The sequence below is a fragment of the Rhodoplanes elegans genome (assembly GCF_016653355.1).
GTDB classification, from domain to species: domain Bacteria; phylum Pseudomonadota; class Alphaproteobacteria; order Rhizobiales; family Xanthobacteraceae; genus Rhodoplanes; species Rhodoplanes elegans.
In genome coordinates this window covers 1-3815 of record NZ_NHSK01000294.1, presented here as the reverse complement: position 1 = coordinate 3815, position 3815 = coordinate 1, and the positions used below count along the sequence as shown (strand labels likewise).

Here is a 3815-nt window from a genome sequence, read left to right as displayed (position 1 = left end):
GGCGCAGGCGACGACCGGGGTGCCGGGCGCCAGCACCGGGGCGAGCGTCGCGGCGACGGCGCCATGCGCCTGCGCCGGCACCACCAGCAGCACGGCGTCGGCGCCGGCGACCGCGTCGATCCCGCCCGCCACCGCGATGGCGCCGTCGAGGGCGACGTCGGGCAGGTGCGGCGAGGCCCCGGCGCGGCGCACCGCGTCGGCGGCGTCCGCGTCGCGAGCGACCAGCACGACGTCGCGGCCGGCCCGGGCCGCCACATTGGCGAGGGCGGCGCCCCAGGCGCCGGCCCCGATCACGGCGATGCGCTGCAGGATCGTCACGGTCGGATCACGCGAGCACCGGATCGTCGGCCAGACCGAACCCCGCCCCGGATCCGGACCCGAATCCCGGCCTGGCGCCAGGCTCGGTCGGCTTGCGTACGCTGTCGAGCGGCCACCGCGGTCTTGGCGCGGCGTCGAGCGTGTCGGTGAGGCCATAGGCGAGGCGCTCGGCCCCGGCCCAGGCGATCATGGCGCCGTTGTCGGTGCACAGCTCCGGCCGCGGCAGCACCAGCACGGTGCCGCCGTCGAGCGCGCTGGTGTTGAGCAGTGCCCGGATCACCTGGTTGGAGGCGACGCCGCCGGCGGCGACCAGCGCCATCGGCTGGCCGAATCGCTCGCGGAACAGCTTCAGCCCGGCGCGCAGCCGGTCGCGCACCATGTCGGCGACGGCCGCCTGGAAGGAGGCGCACAGATCCGCCACGTCCTGGTCGGACAGCGGCGCCTGCCGCTCGGCCTCCAGCCGCACCGCGGTCTTGAGGCCCGACAGCGAGAAGTCGGCGTCGGGGCGGCCGACCATCGGGCGCGGCAGGGCGAAGCGCTCGGGATCGCCCTGGCGGGCGACGCGCTCCACGGCCGGGCCGCCCGGATAGTCGAGGCCGAGCGTCTTGGCAGTCTTGTCGAACGCCTCGCCGATCGCGTCGTCGCGCGTCGTGCCGAGCCGGACATAGTCGCCGACGCCGAGCACGGCGACGATCTGGGTGTGCCCGCCGGAGGCGAGGAACAGGCAGTAGGGAAACGGCAGGTCGTTGGTCAGCCGCGCCGTCAGGGCGTGCGCCTCCAGGTGGTTGACGGCGATCAGCGGCGTCTCGTGGACGAGGGCGATCGCCTTCGCCGTGGTCAGCCCGACGATCAGGCCGCCGATCAGCCCCGGGCCGGCCGCGGCCGCGACGCCGTCCAGCTCGGCGAAGTGGCGGCCCGACTCGCGCATCGCCTGTGCGATCAGGCCATCGAGGATCTCGACATGGGCGCGCGCCGCGATCTCCGGCACCACGCCGCCGAAGGCCGCGTGCTCGTCGATCTGCGAGAACACGACGTTGGACAGAATCCGGCCGCGCCCGTCGTCGTCGCGCTCGACCACGGCGGCGGCCGTCTCGTCACAGGTGGTCTCCAGCCCGAGAACGATCATGAATGCGCGATCATCCGTACGAGATCATGGGAGCGAGATCCGGGTGCGAGATCATGCGTGAACAATCATGGATCGGCGATGATGCGTACCGGCGACTACGCACGTCGCCTCCGTCCCCTTCCCTTGCGCCGAGGCCGCTCCTATAAGTCCTTCTGCGCAAACCCGCTTCTATTAGGGTCCCGGCGTAGCATTGTGAGGTGTCATGGCGCAATCCTCGTCCCCGCCCTTCGTCCGCATCGGAACCCGGGGCAGCCCTCTCGCTCTCTGGCAGGCCCACGAGACGCAGAAGCGCCTCGCCGCCGCGCACGGCGTGCCGCTCGAGGCGATCGAGATCACGATCATCAAGACGTCGGGCGACATCATCCAGGACCGTCCGCTCGCCGAGGTCGGTGGCAAGGGGCTGTTCACCAAGGAGATCGAGCAGGCGCTGTTCGACAATGCGGTCGACCTCGCCGTGCACTCCTCCAAGGACATGGAGACCAACCTGCCGGACGGGCTGGCGCTCACCGCCTGCCTGCCGCGCGAGGACGTCCGCGACGCCTTCATCTGCAAGAAGGCGACGACACTGGCCGAGCTGCCGCCCGGCTCCGTGGTCGGCACGGCGTCGCTGCGGCGGGGCGCGATGGTCAAGCGCCTGCGGCCCGACATCGAGGTCGTCTCGATCCGCGGCAATGTCGACACCCGGCTGCGCAAGGTCGAGACCGGCGAGGTCGACGCGACGCTGCTCGCCTATGCGGGCTTGAAGCGCCTCGGCCTCGCCGAGAAGGTGACCTCGCTATTCGACCTCGCGGTCTTCCTGCCGGCGGTCGGCCAGGGCGCGGTCGGCATCGAGTGCCGCGAGGCCGACACTCGCACCCGCGACATCCTCGCCAAGATCGACGACGGCGTCACCCGCACGGCGCTGACCGCCGAGCGCGCCTTCCTGCGGGCGCTGGACGGTTCGTGCCGCACGCCGATCGCCGGTCACGCGACGGTGGCGGGTGACCGCCTCTCGCTACGCGGTCTCATCGTGAAGACCGACGGCAGCGTCGCCCACGAGACCTCGCGCGAGGGCGCCTGTGTGGATGCCGAGGCGCTCGGCGCCGATGCGGGCCGCGAGCTGAAGGAGCGGGGCGGCCCGGACTTCTTCGCCCACCTCTGACCCGAGGAGGCGCGCGTGCGGCTTCTCGTCACGCGGCCCGATCCGGACGGCGCCCGCACGGCGGCCGCGCTGCGCGAGCGCGGCCACGACGTGCTGGTCGCGCCGCTCCTCGGCATCGTCCCGGTCGCCGATCCGGCGATCGGCGAGGGCCCGTGGGCGGCCGTCGCCGTCACCAGCGCCAACGCCATCCCGGCGCTCGTGTCGCTTCCGCGCTCCGGCGTGCCGGTGTTCACGGTCGGCGGCAAGACCGCCAAGGCGGCGCGCGCCGAAGGGGTCGCCGACGTGCGCTCCGCCGACGGCGACGTGCATGCGCTCGCCGAGACGATCGCCGCGGCGCTGCCGGGCGCGACCGATCCGGTGCTTTATCTCGCCGGCGAGGAGCGGGCCGGCGATCTCGAAGGCCTGCTCGCCGGCCACGGCCTGTCGGTGAAGACCGTCGTGGTCTATCGCGCGGTCGCGCAGACGCGGCTGCCCGACGCCGTGCGGGCGGCGCTCGAGGCGCACGAGATCGACGCGGTGCTGCACTACTCGCGCCGCACCGCGGAGGCGTTCCTGTCCGCCTGCATCGTCGATTCGCTCGACGGAGCGGCGCGTGCCGTGCGGCATCTCTGCCTGTCACCGCAGGTCGCGGCGGCGCTCCGCGACACGGGCGCGCAGGACGTGCACGTCGCCGCGCACCCGGACGAGGCGAACCTGTTCGCGCTTCTTTAGTGATGCGACTCCGGTGCCGGGGACGCCGTTGTTGCCGTCACCAAACCGGCGCAGTATGGCGGTGTGATCCGCATTGGACGAAATGGTCCGCAATTGCAGCGGGAGAGGTGGATGGCCGACTCCAAGAAGCCACCGGCAGACAAGCCCGACAACCAAGGCCCGCCGCCCTCCGAGGGCAACAAGGCGCGCGCCGAGGCCTCGCCGTCGCCTGCCGCGACGACCCCGATTCGCTCCGACAGTCCTGCGCCGGCGTCCGCCGCCGGCAAGCCGGGCGCGCCGACGCCGCCCGCCTCCCAGCCGACCGTGCTTCATGCGCAGCCGACCAAGCCGGGCGCCCCGCAGCCGACGGTCGTTCCTCCGACGGTCGGGCAGGCGGCGGCGCCGCCGCCCAAGCCCGTGCCGGCCGGCCAGCCGTCTCCCGGCCAGCCCGCCGGGTCGGCGCCGAAGCCGGCCGTCGCCGATGCCAAGGTCGCCGACACGAAACCCGCCGAGACCAAGGTCGCGGAGACCAAGGCCGGC

Annotated in this window: 4 protein-coding genes and 1 pseudogene; 3 read left to right on the top strand and 2 right to left on the bottom strand. The window is 73.2% G+C overall.

The window, feature by feature from the left end; genetic code table 11:
* Both CCR97_RS29485 and tsaD read right to left on the bottom strand, forming a co-directional pair.
* Nucleotides 1-318 (bottom strand): 2-dehydropantoate 2-reductase N-terminal domain-containing protein (locus CCR97_RS29485; protein ID WP_201160167.1); only part of this gene is annotated, 318 nt, incomplete at its 3' end.
* Nucleotides 319-325: 7 nt separating this feature from the next.
* Nucleotides 326-1444, bottom strand: a complete 1119-nt coding sequence (gene tsaD / locus CCR97_RS29480) for a tRNA (adenosine(37)-N6)-threonylcarbamoyltransferase complex transferase subunit TsaD (RefSeq protein WP_111359208.1) — start codon at nucleotides 1442-1444, stop codon at nucleotides 326-328.
* 202 nt (nucleotides 1445-1646) lie between these two features.
* On the opposite strand from tsaD, the gene hemC reads away from it, so the two are divergent.
* The 3 genes and pseudogenes from hemC to CCR97_RS29465 form a co-directional block, all read left to right on the top strand.
* Complete coding sequence (gene hemC, locus CCR97_RS29475) at nucleotides 1647-2585, top strand: hydroxymethylbilane synthase (protein WP_111359207.1); 939 nt, start codon at nucleotides 1647-1649, stop codon at nucleotides 2583-2585.
* Between the two features lie 15 nt (nucleotides 2586-2600).
* Nucleotides 2601-3296 carry a uroporphyrinogen-III synthase gene (locus tag CCR97_RS29470; RefSeq protein WP_111359206.1) on the top strand — a complete coding sequence of 232 codons (696 nt, stop codon included), beginning with the start codon at nucleotides 2601-2603 and terminating at the stop codon, nucleotides 3294-3296.
* 111 nt (nucleotides 3297-3407) lie between these two features.
* Nucleotides 3408-3815, top strand: a pseudogene (locus CCR97_RS29465) (hypothetical protein); the annotation flags it as partial.